The sequence below is a fragment of the Thalassoglobus sp. JC818 genome, assembly GCF_040717535.1.
Taxonomy (GTDB): Bacteria; Planctomycetota; Planctomycetia; order Planctomycetales; family Planctomycetaceae; genus Thalassoglobus.
The window spans coordinates 107,646-126,429 of sequence record NZ_JBFEFI010000003.1 but is presented as its reverse complement, the minus strand read 5'-3'; the positions used below and the strand labels follow the sequence as shown (position 1 = coordinate 126,429).

General features: G+C 53.0%; 10 protein-coding genes. 2 read left to right on the top strand and 8 right to left on the bottom strand.

Going from position 1 to position 18,784, the window contains the following annotated elements; all coding sequences use genetic code 11:
- The first annotated feature begins 284 nt into the window (after positions 1-284).
- Positions 285-1,313, top strand: a complete 1,029-nt coding sequence (locus tag AB1L42_RS08410; protein WP_367053275.1) for a dihydrodipicolinate synthase family protein — start codon at positions 285-287, stop codon at positions 1,311-1,313.
- A gap of 157 nt (positions 1,314-1,470) precedes the next feature.
- Entirely contained in the window at positions 1,471-1,833 is a 363-nt protein-coding gene (locus tag AB1L42_RS08405; RefSeq protein WP_367053273.1) for a 2Fe-2S iron-sulfur cluster-binding protein, read from the top strand.
- Positions 1,834-1,940: 107 nt separating this feature from the next.
- Here AB1L42_RS08405 and AB1L42_RS08400 read toward each other — a convergent pair whose 3' ends face one another.
- The 8 genes from AB1L42_RS08400 to AB1L42_RS08365 form a co-directional block, all read right to left on the bottom strand.
- A complete protein-coding gene (locus AB1L42_RS08400; protein ID WP_367053271.1) occupies positions 1,941-3,254 on the bottom strand; it encodes a TolC family protein in 1,314 nt (437 codons plus the stop codon).
- Positions 3,255-3,632: 378 nt separating this feature from the next.
- Complete coding sequence (locus tag AB1L42_RS08395) at positions 3,633-4,358, bottom strand: DNA repair protein (protein ID WP_367053269.1); 726 nt, start codon at positions 4,356-4,358, stop codon at positions 3,633-3,635.
- A complete protein-coding gene (locus AB1L42_RS08390) occupies positions 4,358-4,669 on the bottom strand; it encodes a hypothetical protein (protein ID WP_367053267.1) in 312 nt (103 codons plus the stop codon). Before AB1L42_RS08390 ends, AB1L42_RS08395 begins: the two co-directional genes overlap by 1 nt.
- A gap of 1 nt (position 4,670) precedes the next feature.
- Positions 4,671-5,636, bottom strand: coding sequence for a metallophosphoesterase (locus AB1L42_RS08385; protein ID WP_367053265.1), 966 nt, complete (start codon positions 5,634-5,636; stop codon positions 4,671-4,673).
- On the bottom strand, positions 5,636-7,081 hold the full coding sequence (locus AB1L42_RS08380) for an AAA family ATPase (protein WP_367053263.1): 1,446 nt from the start codon (positions 7,079-7,081) through the stop codon (positions 5,636-5,638). The genes AB1L42_RS08385 and AB1L42_RS08380 overlap by 1 nt, the downstream gene beginning before the upstream one ends.
- Before the next feature lie 222 nt (positions 7,082-7,303).
- On the bottom strand, positions 7,304-15,892 hold the full coding sequence (locus AB1L42_RS08375; protein WP_367053261.1) for a right-handed parallel beta-helix repeat-containing protein: 8,589 nt from the start codon (positions 15,890-15,892) through the stop codon (positions 7,304-7,306).
- A gap of 392 nt (positions 15,893-16,284) precedes the next feature.
- Positions 16,285-17,463 carry a hypothetical protein gene (locus AB1L42_RS08370; protein ID WP_367053259.1) on the bottom strand — a complete coding sequence of 393 codons (1,179 nt, stop codon included), beginning with the start codon at positions 17,461-17,463 and terminating at the stop codon, positions 16,285-16,287.
- 131 nt (positions 17,464-17,594) lie between these two features.
- Complete coding sequence (locus tag AB1L42_RS08365) at positions 17,595-18,776, bottom strand: hypothetical protein (RefSeq protein WP_367053257.1); 1,182 nt, start codon at positions 18,774-18,776, stop codon at positions 17,595-17,597.
- Between the last annotated feature and the right edge of the window lie 8 nt (positions 18,777-18,784).

Here is an 18,784-nt window from a genome sequence, read left to right as displayed (position 1 = left end):
CAATAATTGACGTGAAGACAACAGAGACCACATGCAATGGTCGAAGGGACAGATCGCATCCGCAATCACAACTTGGACACTCGTCTCGGAAATGATTCCGGGACTTTGCGAATCAGGTTGACTGAGCCAACTGCCATCAATCCCGAAACGTGTTCGAAACAAAAGCGAGACGGCACTGCTGAAACAATATTCCCACCGTAGCGGTTCAACCTGACTTTCAACATGTGTGCTCGCAGGATTTCGTGAACCTCACACTGAAAACAGCTCTCATTTCGGCAACCACCATGCACCCACAGCGACTTTCCGGAATTTTCACTCCCAATCTGGTTCCATACGACTCGAACCAGAATATTAACGAAGCGGAACTGCGCCGGTACGTGGACTGGCTCATCGAGCGAGGAGTTCACGGACTCTATCCGAACGGCTCGACCGGGGAATTTACTCGATTCACCCCCGAAGAACGAAGACGGATTGTCAAGATTATCGCCGACCAGAACCGCGGTCGGGTTCCGATTCTGGCAGGTGCAGCAGAAGCCAACGTTCGCGAGACAATCAAAGCGTGCGAATACTACTCCGACCTCGGAGTTCGGGCGGTCGCGATTGTTGCTCCATTCTATTACAAGCTGAGCCCTTCGTCCGTTTACGCCTATTTTCGTGAGATCGGCCAGAATACTCCGATCGACGTAACGCTCTACAACATCCCGATGTTCGCGAGCCCAATCGATGTTCCAACCGTGCAGCGACTCAGCGAGGAATGCCCTCGAATTGTCGCGATTAAAGATTCTTCGGGGGAAATCCCTCACATGATCCGCATGATTCAGGCCGTCCGACCGAATCGGCCGGAATTCAGCTTCCTGACAGGCTGGGACGCAGCACTGATGCCAATGTTGCTGGTCGGCTGCGATGGCGGCACAAACGCTTCGAGTGGAGTCGTTCCGGAAGTCACTCGAAAACTGTACGACCTGACTGTTTCCGGCCAAATCGATGCTGCCCGGGAAATTCAGTACGACCTGGTCACCCTCTTCGACACAATGATCTATCAGGCCGAGTTCCCCGATGGATTCCGAGCAGCTGTCGAATTGCGAGGATTCCAGATGGGGCGAGGACGCCAACCGCTGTCGACGGAACAACTGGCGGATCTGTCAACGCTCTCCAACACTCTGCAATGCCTGCTTTCGCAACACGGGTTCACCGACCAGCCAGTCGGAGGTTGCCCGACACCAACCGGTGGCTCCGCCGCGAATGACCCTGACGTCGGAAAAATTGTGGGGACAGTCGTCGCAGAATTGAAACGACGCGGACTGATTTCCTGACGAATCGAAGCGAAATCTGCCAGTCAGCCCCGAGGCCACTCCTAAATTCTGGAACGGCTTTGAATCGACTGGCATCTTCGCGAAACTGACACTAACATCGCCGCTTGAAATTGGTCGTTTTCGTATTCCTTCAGAGCTGCGGGACTGGTTCAGGATCATGCCCACCGTTACGTTCAAGAACCTGAAGAACAAGAAGATTGTCGTTCCAGAAGGATCGAATCTTCGTCGTGAAGCCCATAAGAACGGCATTCCGATGCATTCTGGGATTCATCAATATCTGAATTGCCACGGAAACGGCATGTGCGGAAGTTGCCGCGTGATCGTCAAATCAGGCGGCGAACAGCTCAAGCGAAAAGGCTGGTGGGAAAAGATCCTGCTCTTGCTGAACCCAATGTGGTTGTTCGCTCGCATTGGTCACGAGAAAGACATGACTCTCGCCTGCCAGACACGCGTGAATGGCGATTGCGAGATCGAATCGACTCCACCGATGAACTGGAGCGGCGAAGAATTCTGGGTCTAATCGACTCGCAGAGTTTCCGCATCCGTCACTCGAACTCACTTCATTCCCTGTTCGAGCTGCCGTTACTCGCAGCAATCGCTTCCCAACAGTTTAAGCACTTAGATCACTTATTGCGTGGTCAGTGCGTTGGTCAGCAATCCGTTCTCGATTAAAGAGACCGCCTGCCAGGCTTCTTGCCGGGCAGTATTCAGCGTGAGCAACACCTCAACGTACGACTGCTGCGCCGTCAAAAGACCGAGATAAGACATCTCTCCACTTTTATACAGTGTCTGGGCGGTTTCCAGATTCTCTTGCGAAAGTGGAAGTAGCTCGTTTTCGATCTGCTTCAGGGTCTGCAGCGCGACTCCGTATTCGCGGAAAGCTTCCACAAATTCTTCTCGAAGCGCCAACTCAAGGCGTTTGGCTCGGAAACTCGCCTGCACGTAGTCCGCACATGCTGCGGCCACTCGTCCGGTGTTGCGATTGTTCACCGGCAACTCGAATCCCAACTGCAAGTTGACGATCGTGTCGTACGAAGCATTGTCGTACTGGACCCCGACCTGAGACTGAATGTTGGGAATCGGTTCAACCTGTTCCCGTTGAACGGCCCATTGATGACGGACCATTTCGGCACGTGCCGCTTCAACAGCGGGATGTCTGGCAATCGCCTTCGGAAGTTCGACATCGAAATCGAGTTCCGGAACCGCTTCGCTCAATGAACCCACAACATGGTTGAGTTCGATCGGCGCACCTCCCATAACCACTTCAAGAGCCCGCTTGGCGGCAACAACCTGTGTCCCGGCATTCTGATGACGAAGTTCGTTTTCTTTCAAACGGAGTTGCGCCTGTAGCAACTCACCTCGCCCCACTTGACCTGCCTGAACAAGCTGCTGAGTCAGCGAAACTCCATCCTGAAGAATGGCTTCCATTACGTGGAGAATTTCTTCACGCTTGCTGGCAGCGAGCAGATCATAGAAACGCTGTCGGACATCACCAATCACGCGAAGTCTTTGGACTTCCGTTTGCCACCGGGCTGACTCGACTTCCCACCCTCCAATTTGTCCATTCAGGCCGAGCTTATTCGCAGTGACAAATTCTTGCGAGTAGAACACGCCCTGCATACCAGCCCGACCGCTGTCTCCAATCTCCGACGCCTGATATCCGACAGTCGGGTTGGGCTTCCGAGTTGAATTCCATCGAAGACCGCGGAATCGATCAACACTGGAGCTCCGTTCGTGAATGGACGGATGATTTTGGAGAGCAATCGACACTGCCTGATCCAACGTCAGCTGCATACCAACCGGGGTATCACTCGCTTGAGGATCTCCCTGAGCATCGAGTGACGGAATCGGAACGGAGAGATTCATCGCCAGATCATCTGACCAGCAATTGCTGCCGATGGCCAACAGCAGGATCAGGCTCAGAAACCAATCCACTCTCACAGATAACCTTTCCACGATATCGAATCCTTCGCGAGCACTTGAAGTTGGCTGGCGACTCCCTGCACTTTCGTAGCAAGGAACGCAGAGTCACTCGATAAGAGCGCGACTCTTCAAGATGGATCGGTTGTATCGATGCAAGCGACTGGTCCAATTCGTTGAATGTGGAGACTTCGACCGTCTGAATTCAACAATCGTTCGGCTTAACCAGATTCCACAACCCAGAGAAGCCTGAGAACATAGCGAACAACACAGTCGCCACGATTAGAACAAGAGGTCTTTCCAAGACGAATCGCTGCTCAGCGACGCAGCCCTCATCGAACTAAAGAATGGAGATTGCACCCTCGGATACAGACCAATTCCTGAAATTCATTCAAGAATTCAAAGCTCATCCTGGTCGCCCTCACCCGTTGCCCCGTCGGGATGCGAGGGTGACAGAGCCACTTCATCGGCTTGGATCGCTCCGTGCTGATTCAGGGAGAGTCGATAGACCTTATCCGCGTATTGCTCAAAACTCTGCGGATCATGGTGACTGATCATGAGTACCTGAAATCCCAAAGCACGCCCTGCCTCGTAAACCATTTTGACGAGCCGGGGAACAAGATCTGGGCGCAGCCAGCAATCCTGTTCGTCGAGCACCAAAAACCGGCGGTGTTCCTTCTGGTCGAGCGTCATCATCGCAAACATCCGCAAGCCGACACTGAGAATGTTCGCGACGGAGCCCCCTTGCCCGTTCATGATGCTCTCTTCATTCCCTTCGCGCTCGATGTAGAACTCGACGGAGGCTTTGCCCCGTTTGAAGTCCGACCGCGCACGGAAACAGACCGCCTGATCCAGGATCTCCTGAAGTGCAATCGTCAACTTCTCTTGAACCAGTCCGAGCATCTTGTCGAACAGTTGTTGATTCAACGCTTCGAGGGCCGCGGTGACATCATCGGAGAGTTCCAGAACGCGATTTACTTCTTCAAGCTGATCACGAAACTGTTTCGAACGCCGTTCGGTTTCGCGACGTCGGTCGATGAGACGATCGACACGACGACGAATTCCCTGAATGACTGCGCTGTCAGATGGTCTGTCTTCTTCGAAATTTGAAAGATGAGCTTCCATTATTCGCCCGCTTCACCATCTCCAAGGGTGCGCTCCGAGTCCGCTTCGACTATCGCAAGATCCGTCTCAATGCCTTCCAACAATGTTTGATAGTCTCTACGTTTTCTCTCGTTTTCAGCGGTGAGTTCTTCGAGCTTGCTGCGAAGTTCTTCCAGGTCGTCCGTGCCGTACTTCTCAAGTGCCTCCTTCTTCAATTTCTGGAGTTCACTTTGAGCATTTGTCAGGTTGGTTTGTGTTGCGATCTTCTTCTCATGCAGAACCTGATACCGACTCTGAAGTTCTTCGATCGTCTGTTGATCGCTATTTGCCATGTCACTCATCTCCTTCTGTCACTGTCTTCGCGAGATCCATGATCTCCGCCGCTACCTGCGGACTGAATTGTTGTACGTTCGATTCCAAAAATTCGATCAGCCCAGCCCCGTCGTCGGTTCGACGGGCCTGCAGTTCAGCTAGACCGGAGACAAACGCTGACTGAGTCTCATTGCCGACCGCTTCGATCACCGCTTCGTGGAATACTTCCTCGAAGGGTTTATGAGGTATTTCGATTCTTTCCAGGTGATACTCCGCATCATCCAGACGCAGTTCCAGAACCGACGGGACGTGGTCGCGGCAAGCGTCACTTCGTGATCGTCGGCTGATGTTTCCGGGAGTGATCCAAGACGTCTTTCCCTTAACGACTGTCTCCAGATTGCGATGAATATGCCCGTTGATGATCAAGTCCACGCCATCAATCGAACGCGGTTTGACCCGCCCCTCGTCATACCCGGGAATGAGGATATCGTGGTGCGTGACCCAAACGACAACTGGGTTTTGGTTCGTTTTAGTTTTTCCGCAGTGTGGACTCGAATCAAAGGTCTTGGGAATCTTCTGACGGTAAGAAGAGCCAGCAATCACAAGCGGTCGACCTGCGACCGTGCCGACCCATGGCTCGTCTTCGCTGATTAAGGTGAGATGTCCGGAATTGACCAACAGGCTGAGCGAGTCATCATCCGTCAACTCGGGTTGATAATGAACATCGTGATTCCCATAGACCGTGAGAATTTCACCGGACAGCAACTGAAAAAGTTGGTTCAGCAACCAGTTTGAGTTATCACGGGGCTTATCGAACAGGTCTCCCAGCAGAACCGGAATGAGCTTGTTCTCCCGTGCGTAGTTCAACGACCAGCGAAGTTTCTCCAGGATGACTTCGGGATAGTTATCCTTTCGAAAACCGGGTTGTCGACTCTCAAGATGCGGGTCCCCAATAAATAAAGCCCCGTTCCATTCCTCGACCGACATTATCCCCTCCCCAAGCTGTGAGCCTGACGAATGGCTTTTTCCGGATCGATGTTGCCTCCACAAACAGGACACGTCTGATCAAGCGCGAGATCGTGAATGGATGACTCAACGAGTTGCATCTGCTCCTCGATTCCATTCATCTCGACGGACAAGCTTTCCATCCGCTGCATCTGTGTCTCAAGCTTTAATATGACCTCAGAGATTCCATCGCTGGACGGAATGTCAGGAGGGGAAGCAAGCTCGCGAAATCGTTCTTCCCTCGCTGATTCGATCTCCAATCTTTCTACCGCTGCGGACATTCTCGCAACAACAGCTTGCAGGTCATCGCAGGAGGCCCACTTCGGCGGTTCCAGATCTCCAATCGAGTTCAAACGTGCTTCGCTGGCGATGCATCTGAGGCTCGCTTCCTCAACACTCAAAATGAGTTGCTCAAGCCGATCTGTGTCTTCGAGATGAGGTGGCCCTTCCAGCTGAGTAAGACATTCTCGATTTGACTGATGACGTTGAATCGAGCTTTCAAGCGTCTCGCAGGATTTCAACACGCGACTCAATGTATCGACATCAAAGAGTTCCGGCGGAGACGCCAGCGGGCTCAGTGAATCAAGCTGTCCGTGATGCAGAACCATCTTCTGTGAAATCGTCGCCAGCCCGACGGTCAACTCCGCGAGTCGACTTGTCTCTTCCAGCTTCGGCGGGGTCTCAAGTTTCTGAAGAACGCTCGATTTCTGTGAGTGGAACTCTGTATCAGACTGCGATTGAGCAATTTCATCGACAAGTTCCGAGAACGCCTCCGCCGCCGTCTGACTTTCAAGCCATTGCGAGTAGAGCTTCTCCACTTGAGTGGTTCGCTCTTCAATTTGAAGCGATGGCTTGAGAACTTCTAGCTGAAGTGCGCAGTCCTCAAGTTCTTTCTCCAATCGCCCCTTATCCTTTTTGGCGAATCGAACGCGGTCCTGATGAACCTGCTGCATCTCAAGAAGTCGGCTCACATCCGAGGACGATGCGAAAAACTGAGCCGCCGATGAGCCTGTTTTATCGAGCAAGAAGATCGGCGACTTCTGAGCCCCGAAATGGATGTCAAATGCCTCGTTTCCCTCGCTGTTGACCTTGCCGAGCCTTAGAGCGGTGTTCAATTCATCGAATCCGCCCCCAGCGCGAATTCGGTCAAAGCGTTGACCGTCTACGACATAATGCGAGGAAGTCTTGCTTCGCGACCACGTCACCTCGTGACCATCGTCGGTCGTCACAGTCACCGAACAAGATTTCGCACCGTGCCGGATGGCATAGTTTGAGCCACGGGTGTTGTCGCATAACAACTGCAATGCCGCCACGATCGCACTCTTGCCGACATTGTTCGGCCCCGTCAACACCGTCAGCCCCTCCGCCGGTTCAATGACGGTGTGCCGATGCGACATGAAATCTATCAACTCGATGCGAGTGATCATGAAAAACCTGTACTTGCGTCCACTTCCCAAGACGATAATCGACGGACCGATGAACTTCCAGAGATCAGCCTGAGAAGCTTTGGCATTTTCGCCAGCCGGAACAGGAGAGTTCTTCGTCTCCTACACGAGCGATCAATTCTTCCCATTCTGCGCAAAAAAACCGCTGTGTCATCCCAGTGGACGACACAGCGGTCAGATTCTTTTTCAGACAGTCGCTAGCGGTTAGAAGCTACCCCATCCGAATGGAAGTTCGCCGATTCCCGCTCCAAGATTCACGGTATCGCCGAAGCTGTCCCCGTTGTTGAATCCTGCAGTTGTTGAACCTCCCGAGACGCGGAATGTGCTTCCACCGACTCCTGAGTACAGGAAGGTGTCCGAAGCTCCTGTTGCTCCTGGAATCGCAAACGCTCCGGAGCGTGACGCCAGTCGCTGTGCGTTTCGCAAGCGAGTTCCGCTTGTGAATGGTCCAGCTGTTGGCTGAGCATCCGTTCGCGATTTGAAGACCGATTCATCGTTGCTGAACGATGCACCCGCCCGGACGATGTCGATGTCATCCCCGGTGTTTCCGGTGAAGACGAGATCGATTCGGGAAAGTGGATCTTGAACGAAGCTGGTCACGTTGAAGGTCGCAGCATCCCAGGTTCCAGTTGTCGCAGCTGGAGTGGTCGTTGACACGAACGATTCGATGAGCACGTCTGCACCAGGTTGACCGATGAACGAGCTGTTCGTCACGTTCGCCAGAACTCCACCACGTCCGGTCAGGTTGCCAGCACCATCGCTGACAAATCCGCCATTGTTGCTGAAGTCGGTTGTCGCTCCGCTGGTTCCGACTCGCATGACCAAACCACTGCCTGCGAATCCGCTGTTCAACCCATTGTCCATGACAATGTTGTTGTCGAAGTCGAATTCCAGGACTGGGTTCGCCATTGGATCGCCAGCAGCAGCCAGGGCAGCTGTTGCAAGTGCATCAGCAGACTGAGCCAGATCGGCGGTGTTCACAACGTAGACACCTTCGAGGTTGTTGCCCTCGACGAGGCTGTTTGTGATCGTCACGTCTGCAGTCGTTGAACCGCGAACCAGCAGGTCGATTCCACGTCCACCGTTTTCACGGAAGGTGTTGTCGTCGATGTTCGCAGTCAGGTTCTGTCCCGGTTCGGAAATCATCTGGAGAGCATCTCCCCCGTTCATTTCCAACATGTTGCCGGAGATGGTGTGAGTTCCACCGATGATCGACACGCCTTTGTCTGCGTTGAGACTCATGGTGTTGTCAGTGATGGTGTGAGTTCCACCGACAAGGACAACTCCGTGAGCATCGTTCGAATCAATCGAGTTCCCTGAGATCGTCGAGTTCACGCCGACGAGATTCGTGATCCCGTTCGTTCCGTTGCCATCGATCGAGTTGTTGAGAATGTCAATTCGGCCTCCGGTGTTGCCAACCAGAATTCCGCTTTGTCCATTTCCGTCGATCGTGCTTCCGGTGACGAGAACGTCTCGACCAGTGTTCTGGGTTCGAATTCCATTTCCGGTGTTGTTGCTGATGTCCATGTTCACGAACTCGAAGTTCACGTCCACGTTCATCGCTGTGATACCGTCTCCGTTGTTCCCGGAAGCAGATCCACCAGTCATGGTGATCGTTTCACCTGGGTTGAGTGACTCAGCGTTGAAGCGAATTCCACCCAGTTCGTTGTTGTCGATCACGTTTCCATCGAATGTCAGCTGGTGTGTGGCGTTGACATCAATTCCGTAACCACCGTTGAAGACGATATCGTTGTCGATAAAGTCAGCTGTGATTGACGGAGCATCATCCATCGACACGGTCATCTGATTCAATTCAACGCCGTCTCCGCCGTTGTTTTCAATCTGGTTGTCTTCGACGAGAGCCTCGATGCTGGCATCGAATTGAGCTTCCATTGCCAGACCGCGACCAGCATTCTGAGACATGATGTTCTGAACAATCGTGAACTCGTCTGTCATGTCACCCTGTGAAGCGACAATGTCGATACCATCGCTCAGGTTTGAGTTGAAGACAGAGTTTGTGATTGTCACGTTGTCGACGACAGCTGATCCAAATCGCTCGAACCGAAGTCCGTCGACGTTGTTCAGAGTCGAATCGACAAACTGAATCGTTGGGTTCGCCAGCGAAGAACTCAGGTCGCTGCTGATCAAAATCCCTGATCCGGTGTTACCTGAGAAGGTCGTATTCGCCACCGACTCGTGACCGATGGTCAAGTTCGGAGCAGACGCATTGTCTGTCAGCTGAATGTTCAGACCTTCCGCTCCGAAGTCAGGATCTGCACCACTTCGTGTCGCACTGATATTGGTGTTCGTAATTCGAAGATCCCCGGTCGCGTTCTGCGACAGTGAGATTCCAATACCTGCGTTGACGTTGTTCGAGATGATGTTCAGATCAGTGTCATCGCTTCCAGCTCCGGCATCGAAGACCACATTGGTGTTGTCTTTCGCATCGATTCGAAGACCGAACGAGTTGTTGCCGTCGAGGTTGTTACGGGAGAAGTCATTCACTTCGACCGAAGACGAGTCTGAAAGGTCGAGACTGATTCCGCGACCACCATGGAAGGCGATTGTGTTGTCTGTCATCGTGGTGACCAGTGACTCATTGCCGTCGAGAGCGATGTTGATACCGCGACCACCGTTTGACCCGAAGGTGTTGCCGGTGAAGTCGAGTTCAATCGTGTTCCCGTTGGTCGTTGGGTTCAGCATTCGGAAGGCGTCACCATTGGCGTGATCTGTAATCACGTTTCCGGAGATCACACCGCCTGTCAGATCACTGTTGGTCAGGCCAATGTTGATTCCATGACCTTCGTTCATCTGCAGTGAAGCCAATGCTCCTGGACCAACCGCGAGTGCTGGCATATCACCGTACAGTGCTTCGAGGTTGTCCATGTCAGCGACGACGCTGTCTGGACGCATGACGATTTCGTCGTCAGCTTCAACACTCGCTGAACCACCCGTGACTGCTGCCAGGACTGCTGGTGATGGATAAGTGTCCGCAACGTTTGCATCGACGACATACCCGATGTCGGCAAGACTTTGAATCGTCAGCACGCTCAACGGATTTGGCACTTCATCGTTCAAGTATCCTGTCATCAATTCATTGTCGAAGACAGACTCTCTCCAGTGCGATTCAACAGTTCCAGCACCACCGATGTTTTCAAGAGGCACGCTTGTTTCGGTCAAACCGAACAGTGCGTTGTAAGCATCGATGGAATTGGTTCCTGTGAACCGTGGATCGTTCGTTCCTGAACCGGAAACAAGACCAAGGTTGTTCCAGATCGTTCCAATTCCAAGAACGTGTCCCATCTCATGCAGGATGATTTCATCCAGCTGACCGGCTGCTTCACGTTCGGCAAGGTCTGCAGTATCGAACTGCATGATTCCCTGGAATGGCAGGAAGCTTCCGCCTCGCAGGCCAGTCGGACCAGCTTGTCCGAGAATTCCGTTAACACCGTCGATTGGAATTCCGGAAGCGTCAATGACCAGGTCATCGATGAGTCCGACATCCAGAAGGTCGTCGGTGATGATCTGTTCCCATCGAAGCTCAGCCTGGCGGAAGAGAAGCTGCTGACTTGGAGTTAGTCCTCCTGAGAAGTTCAGAGTAATATCGAATTCGTTCGCAGGAGTGGGCATCAAGGTTCCCATTCCGTTGTTTTCGATCAACAGGCCGTTGATGTCGGAGTTGTCCATTTGCAGACTGATTCCGTCACGTCCGTTCATGTTGATATCAGGATGATCAACGATCTCGAGGTTGGTGACTGGCGAATCGACGAAGTCCAGAAGAATTCCGTCGCTGCCGTTGCTCATGACGGTGTTCATCGCCATTCGCATATCATCCAGTCGTGATCCATCGAACTCGAGAACAATTCCTCCGCTGAGGTTGTTGCTGACGTTGTTCAGCTCAATTGTTCCTCCACCCAGACCACCGACATCGCTGTCAGTTGCTGAGATCGAAATTCCGCGTGAGTTGTTGGACTCAACATCGTTCTCCGAAATGTTCAGAGATTGAATGTGTGATCCGTTTCCTGCGTTCAGCTGGAAACCGTCTCCGCCGTTGCCGACTCCTGACACCTCTCCGCCAATCGAACCGTCGCGGGAGAAGAAGATGTAGCGGCCGTCGTGCATCGACTCGAGGCTGTTCTGGACCAAACTTGTCGCAGCAGGACCACTGTCGAGGAAGGCTCCGTTGATACCCGATCCAGCAAGTTCGAACGAAGTATCAACGCCGTTGGAGTAACCAACACGGGCAGCACTTCCACCGAGTCCAAAGGCGTCTGAACCGCTGGCTTCACCAGCTTCCCAAAGAATCTCACCATAGTTGAATTCGATGTCGAAGTCGCCGGGCCGAATGTCGGATCGGTCAACCAGAATCAGTTGGAACGAGTTCGTTGGCAGACCATTGTTGGTGCCTGTCACTGAGAAGTGGCGGACATCTAGCCAGTTCACACCAAACGCCTGTCGGCCGTTGACAATGCCTTGGCCGAAGGTCACTTCGCCAGACATTGCACCGTTGCTGTCAGCACGAGTATCAACATCCGCGAAGAACGGAGCGATGATCTGTCGGCTTGTGCCTTCCAGTCCGAATGGAGTGAAGGTTCCGAGCGGAGCATCGAAGGTGATGTTTCCGTTGTTGTTGACGAATGCTGAATCAAAGAGCTGCCCGAAGAAGTTGGCGTCGAATCCGAGAGGAATCAAGCCGGTGGACAGGTCGTCGTTTGCTGGCAGCGTGTTGAAGTCGAAACCGTTTCGAATCAATGGCAGCGAATCGTCGATTGGAGCCGAAGGATTCGCGGTCGAACCAGGCAGAATTCCGAATGTGTTCCCCACGACATTCAGGTTCTCGATCGGAGTATTGTCGAGATCCATTCGCATTCCGTTGCCAGTATTCACGGATGCGACGCTGTCGAGAATGTTCATATTCGTGACAGAGCTGTCTGTCAGATCGATGTGAATTCCGTCAAACATGTTGAGGGTACTCACAACGTTTGAGAGTTCGAGTGTCTCGATGTTCAGGTTTGAGCCAGTGATGTCGAGACCGTGTCCGAGGTTTCCGGAAGTCTCGAGGTCGTTGACGTTCAACCCACCAACGGTGACTGTCTGAGTCAGCGTTGTCACTTCGATATCGCTCATCAGACCGACATTGTCCAACACGAGGTTGAACCCGTCGCCGAGGTTGCCGGATGTCGTTGTGGTTCCGCTGTCACTGTTCACGTCAACAGCCAGATTCGTGACATCCGTCGCTTCGACTGAGATACCGTGCCCGTTGTTGCCGTCGATGTTTCCAGAGACGAGCACAGCGAGTTGATCAATGTCCGCACCAGTCACACTGACACCGCTTCCGTTGTTACCGGAAACGTCATTGGGACCGGTCATGATCAGAGCCGCCATGGTGTCAGACCCGGTGGCGTTCAACTCAACACCGTTTCCGTTGTTGCCGGTGATCTCCATGTTTCCGGTGTCGTCGATGCTCGACAACAACTCTCCAATGAAGGCACCACCGTCTGCAACATCAACCGAAATACCAGCTCCGCTGTTGGAGTCAACAAGAGTGTTTTCGAAGCTGACACTCGATGATGAACCAGCACTGCTGACTTGGCCCCGAATTCCACTCAAGCTTCCGCTTTGACCGTTGTTGGCAAAGGTACTTGTTGTGTTCAGGATTGTCAGATCGCCGCCAGAGAGCGCTTCGAAGGCAAGACCCTCTTCACCGTTGTTCTGAACGAGCATTTCTGACGAGGTGACATGCAATTGACCATTTGATGTGGCCTCAAGATTCAGACCTTTCTCAGCGTTCGTAGCTGAGGAAACTGTATCGAGGTTCAGATCGATGCGGCCGTTGTTGCGAGCTGTCGCTGTCAGACCGTCACCAGATGTTGCATTCACCTGACCGTTGTCGTTGAGACCAACGTCTGTCAGGTTGATCATGGTGTGTGAGTTCGCACCGGAGGTGTCGACGCTCAACCCATCTTCGCCACTGAACGACAGTGAACCGTCGGTGTAATCGAAGACAAGAGTTCCACCGGCGGAGTTGGTGAACAATGCTCCTTCTTCACCCGAGCCAGTTGCTGGAGCTCCGGAGATTTGAACCATCGCTGTCGAGCCAATTCCGCTGACAGTTCCCTGGAAAGCATTCCCCAGGTTGTTTGAAAAATCGTTGACAGAATCCTCAGCTGTTGCCGCACTGAGCGTCGCTCGTGAGGTGACATCGAACTGGAAACCGTCCATGCCGTTTCCGGTTGCCTGGACACCATCCAGAACGATCATTCCTGTCGCGCCATTTCCGGCGATCTGATAGTCGAGACCATCTTCACCATTACCTTGAAGGGTGGTGTCAACGAGCATCAGATCGAGAATTGATCCATCTCCACCCGAAGTCAATCGGGCGTCGATACCGTCGCCAGCGTTGTTGTTAATTGCAACGTCGTTGAACAAGACGCCAACTTGTGAACCTCCGCCGACTGATTGAACAGTCACACCAGTCGCGTCCCCGTTCGAGATCGAACCACGGATCCAGTTGACCTGCAGCTCTCCTTCGTTGTCTGAACGCAAGATGACGTTTCCGTCGCTGGCAAGGTTGTCTGCAGTGACATCTGTGAAGTTGACGTCAACCATGGAGTTTCCACCGGATTCCACGTTGACGGCACTATTTCCAGAATCATCGAAAGTTCCGTTGGTGAAGTTCGCAACCACGTTCGACTGGTTGTTCACCATCATCGCGAGACCGTCTTCACCCGAACCCGATGCGTCGAAGTTCACGAAATCCAGATTCGCGGTACTGTGGTTTGTCACAGAACCGGCAATCGCGTTGTCAACACTGCCCGACATGTCCACGTCTTCGAACAGCGAGTTCAAAGTCGAACCTGACGCGACCACAAATTCAAAGGCATTGTCACCTGCCTCAACGAGTGAAGTCGGATCGACAAGCAGATCAAGTGTTGAGCCGTCGAGAACTGTCGTGGCGATGTTGTCGTCACCGTTTCGATCGATCGTCGAATCGACAATGGCGACACCGAAGTCTGAACCATCGCCAGCCACGATCTGAACACCGTCGCCAGAGTTGTCGCTCGCAACCAGACCATCTGCGATCACAGAACCTGTTGCATCGCTCAAGAGAATCTCAACACCGTTTCCATCGTTGTTGCTGACAATAACTCCGTCGAGCGTCGCTGAGAGATCACTACTGAATCCAGCCAGTCCCAAAGCTGTTCCGGTTGTTCCGGAAACGATGACGTCATCGATATCAGCCATCAAATCGCTGGAGTCTCCAACGAATGCAACTCCTGTTTCTCCGCCTGCGACAGTCACGTTGTCGACGTCGAGAGCAAGCGGCTCACCAGGAGCAGAAACGACATAAACGCCGATTCCATCATCTCGCAGCTGGAGATCAATATTGGAAAGCGTTCCAAATCCAGAAGCATTCGCGATGGTGATTCCGTCGAGAACGTCGTCGCTGGAAATAGAATCAATCAGGAAGTTCTCAACACCATCGCCTGCGATTCCTGTCATCCCGCGAAGCTGGAAGCTGCTGATGACGTTGTTGTTCGCGAGCGAAATGATTGGCAGCAGATCGGTTCCTTCACGCAGGATCGGGGCCGCCCCGGTGGAATCGAATGTGTCTGGAAGCGGAATGACTCCCAGCTCTTCGGTATCGATGAAGTGTTGTTTTCCTTCACCGAACATTTGCTGGTTGTCGAGGAGAGCAATGTTTCCAAGCGTCTCGCCAGCTCCACGGCGAACGAGAATCAAATCAGCACCGTCTGCCATGCCAGGCAATTGATCGAATGGATTCTCGAAAGACCCGTTCCCGCCAGCACCATTCGTATTGTCGACCCAAACAATATCGATTGCGTTGCTGGTTCCAGGATTGCTGAGAGGAACGACGACGTCTTCTGTTTCGACAGTCGTCTGAATTGGCCAGACACGTCGAACCTGATCGTAACGGCGATCTGCCATCAAGCCAGACTCGAAGCGGGTTGGCATCGTTCCACGGAAGCGAACTTCCACACCCAGATTCACGTTTGTTCCAAACTCATCATCTTCGCTGACGACGAGGTTCAAGTTCACGCCTTCCATGAACCGTGCTTCTGCACGTCCTCGGAAACCGACTGTGGAATCGTTGTCATGAGACAGCTGATAGATCCCCGCATATCCCCGAAGCCAGTTCATGGCTCCCGGGACAGGACCCCCTGCTTCCAGATCCCAACCGGCGAGACTGCGTTCGATCCGTCCGGTCGCGTCGGTGACAATGTTGTTGCCATTGAAGTAAGGATTGTTGCTGAACCCGGAGACAGCGAGCATGTTCGACTCGTCGCCCACAGGAATGTAACCATTGGCCCGAACGTCAAAGAACGGACTGAGATACTCAAGTCCGGTCGTGAACTGGCGATAGCGGTTTTCGTAGCTGGTTTCGTAGTCATCGAACCAGCCGTGAATACCGATCAGTCCATTTCGCATGGGAGTTCGGTAACCACCCCCGACGTTGAAACCAACCTGACCGCCGTCAGTGATCAACGCATGCAACTCACCGAAAATGTGGTCAGCTCCCGGCTCCCAAAGCCGTGTTCGAACACCAATTCGTGAGTATCCGTCAGCGAAACCGGGACCGTCCCCGATCATTTTCTGGAAGAGAATGTAATTCCCTCCATCGCTCGAAAGAGCCATTGATCCACTAACATCGTCCAGAAAAACAACACCCCCATCGGATGTGGTGATCTGATCTTGTCCCTGAGCAACACCAACTGTGCTCCAGGGTAGTAGACAAAGGCAAAGCAGGCCGACTCGCCGAGTCCATTGCATGAGTCTCTCCAACATCCGCTTGCAGGTAAATTTCTTCAGATGATCCATCTGCCCCGAAAAGAGTGCCCCGGCACCGCTTCGAGCCCGATAGTGTCACGCTTTCTTCCGCGTTGCTGTCACATTGCTTGATCCGTCAAACAAGTGCAGCAAGATTGAGGGCGCGGTTTCTGCGCGTTCTTTCTGATTATTCGGACGATTCCCATTATTCGGTTGAGTTAAAACTGATGGGTTGGAACGAATGAAGCGGTTCTTCCGGCGAATCTGGCAGTACACCAAACACCTAAACCACCCACTCTCCCACAGCCACTCGAACGCATGAGCGATTGTTGAACTTTGGGAATTGTCATGTACCACGATGTTGAGAATCTGCGAAGCCCAGAGAGTCTTCAGCCCTAGTCGAACATGCTTCGTTCGGCAAATCTGACCAGTTGCGGATTGGTCATGCGGATTTCTTCCACCAATTGCTTCGCTTTTGCAGCGATATCGTGGCAACCCTGGTTCTCTTCCGAATCGCAAGCATCCGCAGCAGCCAGCAGATATCGCACGAACGCCCGCTGGGTCGAGGAGTCGGAGTGCTCCGGACTTTTCTTCAATTCTGCGATGACGTCGATGGCGTCCCAATCCTGCCACCGAGTCAGATCGATCACAGCCAGCATCGCCAACGCAGGATCATTCAACAGCTTTCGCATCGATTGCTTTAAGCGATCGGGAGAAATTTCATGATCTTTGGACTCCCAGAGAAATCGGAGTGCCTGCATCGTGGAGAATCGAACGTCACGAGATGCTTCAGAGTTGTCGAGAAACCGCTCGTCAATCTGCGAGAGGCCTTCCGTCGAGGTCAGCAGGAGATAACCGGCAATCAAACCATTCAACCCAATTCGGACTTCGGTTGTCGGTCGGTAGATCGTCTCGGCCAGAAACTCCGCATCATCGGCACTTCCGCAGTAGCCCAACATCAAGCCATACAGCCCGATCCGTGTCCAACGACTGGGCGATTCATCGACGGTTGCAATCCATTCGCGCAATCGATCGCGAGGTAGAAATTCCTCCAAAGCAGCGACGTCCGTCGCAGAGACTTTCGCGAACTCTGAATACGAGTCCATCGCGATTTCATGGTCGCGATGCTCAAGATAGTCGATGCAGAGCTTCAGACGAGCATTCGAATCAGTCTTAAGCAGTCCTTGGAAATACTTTTCAATGTCCTCATTGGAGTCCACGACTGAATTCCAACTCACCGAATCCGTGTCACCCTGACCGAAGATGATACAGCGACCATTCAGCTCGCCCTCTGGAAGCTGCTCCGACTGGACCGAGTCTCCCAGGCGTAGAAGATCACCCTTCGCTTTGAGAATCGTTTCGATTCTCCACTCCGAAGTCTGCCCTTTATCAGAATCGGGTTTCACAAAGACAGCAACCGCAACATATTCTGCCTCGGCTGCGTACTCCGTGAGAGTCCGCTGCGGCTCCATACAGAACGGGCAAGCAAGAGATTCTTGAAGAAACAAGATCCCCACGCTGGCGACAAGGCAGAGAGAGACGCCGATCAGCTTGAAAAGAGTCCGTGTACGCATCCTTGCCCCGCTCGATCAGTTTGCTGCTCTTGTTCACTCAATTCAACGAGCCCAACTCAAAATGAGTCATAGCACGTTCACTGTGATCGAGAAACGCCAATCTGCAGCGGGGCTAACAGCTCGGAATCCGATTAGTCAAAGAAGTAACGCTCGGCCGCCTTCACGGTCTTCGGATCTTCTTCACGAAGTTTCGCGAGGTATGCCTTGGCGGTTGCAACATGCTCCGGGACTTCCCCCTCTGCTGTCGTCGTCGAGTCCTTTTCTGTGATCAGGAAATACCGGACGATCGAACGCTTGATTGAGGGAACGTTGTACTCCTCAGAGTTGTAAATCGTAATCAGCCGATCCATCACACTCACGTCTTTCCATCGAGCGAGGTCGACGATGACCAGATCGGCGAGATTCGGACGGTCCAGCAGGATTCGCATCGACTGGCGAAGTCGCTCGGGGGAGATCTCTCCATCACCGTAGGTCCACATGAATCGCAGCGCCTGCATGGCTGCAAATGTCTCACTGAACGGGACGTCGCGATTTGCGAGTTTTGACTCATCGATGACATCGAGCCCTTCGGCTCCCGTCAAAACGAGATATCCACCCATGACTCCATCAATGCCAAGACGGAAATCGTCGGTCTCTTCCAGAATCATGTTCTTCAGAAACTCGGCATCTTCTTCCTGCCCGCACAAACCGAGCATCAGCCCGTAAAGACCGTATCGAGTCGGAGTTGTCTGAGGGTCGCTGAGCCAGCCTCGCAGATCATCACGCGGCATCACTGACCGCAATGGAACAATGTCTTCGTAGGGTGCATTCGCAAATTCGCCGTAGGCATCATCTGCAATCAGCTTGTCCGGATACTCCAGAAACTTCATGAAGTACGCCAGACGCTGAGTTGTCGCCACTTCCTTGGTCGGAGCTTGCCGCATGTAGTTGTAGCTGGCCTCGGTCACTTCAAGCGGGCTGCTCCATTCGATTCGAGCATCACTCAGTGTTCCGAGCAGGACGAACAAATCTCCTTTTTGAGCAGCTCGATACCGGTCGAGATTCAGAACCTGCCCTTTTTCGAGGCTCCCCGACTCATCGTGGACGATTTCCAGGATCTCGTAGTTCGTGGTCCCCGAGAAGCTCTTTTCTCGATTCGGTTCATCTCCGCCAGCCCATTGAACGAGGACCGCCGCCTGAGAAGCATTCAATTGCTCAGTCAGAGTCAACGACGGAGCTGAGCAAAACGGGCAGGCCGACGCGAAACTTCCGACCATCAGTGCGCAACTGAGAAACGCCGCGACGACGAGACGATGAGCAGATGAGAACAACATGCAAACTA